Source organism: uncultured Enterococcus sp. (assembly GCF_913775425.1).
GTDB lineage: Bacteria > Bacillota > Bacilli > Lactobacillales > Enterococcaceae > Enterococcus_G.
Genome location: NZ_CAJYIS010000045.1, coordinates 1 through 2897, shown reverse-complemented (window position 1 = coordinate 2897; position 2897 = coordinate 1). Strand labels below are relative to the sequence as shown.

Annotated in this window: 3 protein-coding genes; 2 read left to right on the top strand and 1 reads right to left on the bottom strand. The window is 39.8% G+C overall.

Annotation, left to right across the window (positions count from 1 at the left end):
* Positions 1 to 897 (top strand): HAD-IC family P-type ATPase (locus tag QZ413_RS05030; protein WP_297077154.1); only part of this gene is annotated, 897 nt, incomplete at its 5' end.
* 96 nt (positions 898 to 993) lie between these two features.
* Positions 994 to 2394: a PTS transporter subunit IIC gene (locus QZ413_RS05025; RefSeq protein ID WP_297077151.1), complete on the top strand. Its 1401-nt coding sequence runs from the start codon at positions 994 to 996 to the stop codon at positions 2392 to 2394.
* Between the two features lie 50 nt (positions 2395 to 2444).
* Here QZ413_RS05025 and QZ413_RS05020 read toward each other — a convergent pair whose 3' ends face one another.
* On the bottom strand, positions 2445 to 2807 hold the full coding sequence (locus tag QZ413_RS05020) for a hypothetical protein (RefSeq protein WP_297077150.1): 363 nt from the start codon (positions 2805 to 2807) through the stop codon (positions 2445 to 2447).
* Between the last annotated feature and the right edge of the window lie 90 nt (positions 2808 to 2897).

Genomic DNA, 2897 nt, shown 5'->3' with positions numbered 1-2897 from the left:
GTGAAATTAAATCCACAACAAAAGAGCCGGATCACAAAATTATTACGTGAAAATGGGCATACAGTCGGCTTTTTAGGTGATGGGATCAACGATGCGCCAGCCATGAAAGTCGCCGATGTCGGCATTTCGGTCGATACAGCGGTCGATATCGCAAAAGAATCTGCGGATGTTATCTTACTCGAAAAAGATCTAACTGTACTAGAGCGTGGGATCGTAACGGGACGTGAAACATTCGGCAATATTATGAAGTATATCAAAGCGACCGCAAGTTCGAACTTTGGGAATATGTTCTCTGTAATTGTCGCAAGTACCTTCTTACCATTTTTACCGATGTTACCGCTACAAATTTTATTCTTGAACTTGATTTATGATATTTCGTGTGTATCCATTCCATGGGATAAAATGGATCGTGACTATCTAGAAGAACCCAAAAAATGGGAAGCTTCTAGTATTGGGAAATTTATGGTCTGGTTTGGTCCAACAAGCTCGGTGTTTGATATTACGACATATTTATTGATGTATTTCTTGATCTGTCCAGCAGTGGCTGGTGGTTCGTACCATACATTAGATGCACAACAAAAAATCATCTTCATCGCCGTCTTCCACGCAGGCTGGTTTGTGGAATCACTATGGTCACAAACATTAGTCTTGCACGCATTACGAACACCTAAATTGCCATTTATCCAAAGTCATGGTTCGTTTATCATGACATCGATTACGTCATTAGGTATCGCGGTCGGAACCGTATTGCCATTTACAGCTTTTGGGGAAGATTTAGGATTGATGGAATTACCAGGAACGTACTGGTTATGGTTAGCGCTAACCATTATCGCTTACCTCATGTTAGTAACAGTTGTGAAAAAATTGTACATTTCACGTTATCGAGAATTGCTTTAAATCAATCGCTGAAACACATTAATTGGCTTATGAGCCAATTAGTGTGTTTCTTTTTGTGAAATCGGTACAATAGAAAAGAAAGTAGGAGGGGAAAGAATGTTAGAATCGTTAAATGATACATTTCAGCTATTTGGGGCGACAGTGATTGTGCCAATTATGATTTTTCTGATCAGCATGTGTTTACGCGTTCCGGTAAAAAAAGCAGTCGAAGGCAGTATCTATGCAGGTGTAGGACTAACGGGTTTTGGTTGGATTATTTCAGCCTTTACACCAATCATCACACCAATCGTTAAACAAATGGTCGAAACGACCGGGATTGATCGATCGGTTGTCGATATTGGCTGGCAAACTGGTTCATTAACAGCATTTTCGACCTCGATCGGGTTATCCTTTTTCATTTTCGGATTGGTGATCGAGCTGATTTTATTTTTAGTAGGAGTGACCCGTGTCTTTGTACCATCAAATCTATGGAACAATTTTGGCTATATGATTTGGGGAGCCGTGGCGTATCAGGTCACGCATAATTTTTGGCTATCTTTTGGTCTCATGATCTTTTTATTATTATATACGCTGCTATTATCCGAAGTGATTGCCGATCGTTGGTCCGAATATTACGGGATCAAAAATGCAACGATCAATTCGATCCACAACATTGAATCGGCTATACCCGCTTTATTATTTGATCCTTTATGGAATAAAATTGGTCTAAATAATGTGTCGTTTAATCCGATTTTTTTAAAAGAAAAATTGGGTTTGTTCGGTCAACCAACGACTCTAGGGGCGATTTTAGGATTATTGATCGGGATTTTAGGGAATTTGACTCGCTTGCTGACATTCGAAGCATGGGGACAGATTCTCACTTTTACGGTGTCATTGGCTGCTGTCATGACGATTTTTCCATTAGTGACAGAAGTATTTTCCAAAGCCTTTGTTCCTATTGCACAAGCCGTTGAAAAAAATCGTGAACAAAAAAATAGCTCGGCTAAAAAACGTTGGTTCTTAGCAGTCGACGATGGGGTAGGGTATGGAGAGCCTGCTACGATCTTATCTGGGATTATATTAATTCCTATTTTAGTTGTGTTGGCGTTGATTTTACCTGGAAATAAAACTTTGCCAGTAGTGGATTTGATTTCGATTCCGTTCATGATTGAATCGATGGTCGCTTTATCTAAAGGAAATATGGTTAAAATTTTATTAAACGGTGTGATCTGGCTAGGGTTGGGCTTATATGCTAGTAGCTATATGGCGCCATTTTACACCGAAACCGTCATGGCCTATGGCAGTGCTCTGCCAGCGGGCGTTGTATTGATCACAAGTTTTAACTTATTTGCGCGGCCAGTGACGACAGTATTGTTTGCCTTGTGGATCACTGGAAATCCATGGATCATCGGCGCCATGATTGGTGTGTATCTTATCTTATTGTATTTCTTACGGACAAGACGAGAAGCGATCTATGCTTATTTAAAACACAACGCAGAAAAAAATCGTATCGCATAAAGATGTCCTGAAAAAGACAGCGTAAAAGCGTATCTTTTTCAGGACGTTTTTTAGTTATAAAGTGCTTTACGGATCGATTGGTACACATTTTGAGCATCTTCGACTTCTAAAACCACAGCTTGATACTCGTCATTTTCTAACGTGAGGACGATGCCTTGTGCTCCTTGGTGCATATTCACAAAGAGTTTCCCTTCATGTGTCAGAAAAGTTCCTTCTGCCACTTTACCGGGTAGAGCAGTTCCGATTTTACAGCTAAACCAATTTAAATAATCACTCGTCCTTAATTCAGGGACGTATTCAACGCTAGTAATCGAATCTAAAGGGATCGTCAAACTACTTTTTAGGGCAAGTAGTTTATTTAGACCGACTAAGCGAATCACTACATTCCCATTCTCAATCGTGACTTCCGTCATTGTAATCGCCTCCAAAAGATCTTTTTTTCTAGTGTATCATATACGACTGAGAAAGGCTTTCAATTAAGTAATCTAAATAGACAAAACGCG

Excerpts from the sequence above, each read along its gene's own strand:
- QZ413_RS05025 (WP_297077151.1), top strand. The coding sequence starts at position 994 with ATGTTAGAATCGTTAAATGATACATTTCAGCTATTTGGGGCGACAGTG.
- QZ413_RS05020 (WP_297077150.1), bottom strand. The coding sequence starts at position 2,807 with ATGACGGAAGTCACGATTGAGAATGGGAATGTAGTGATTCGCTTAGTC.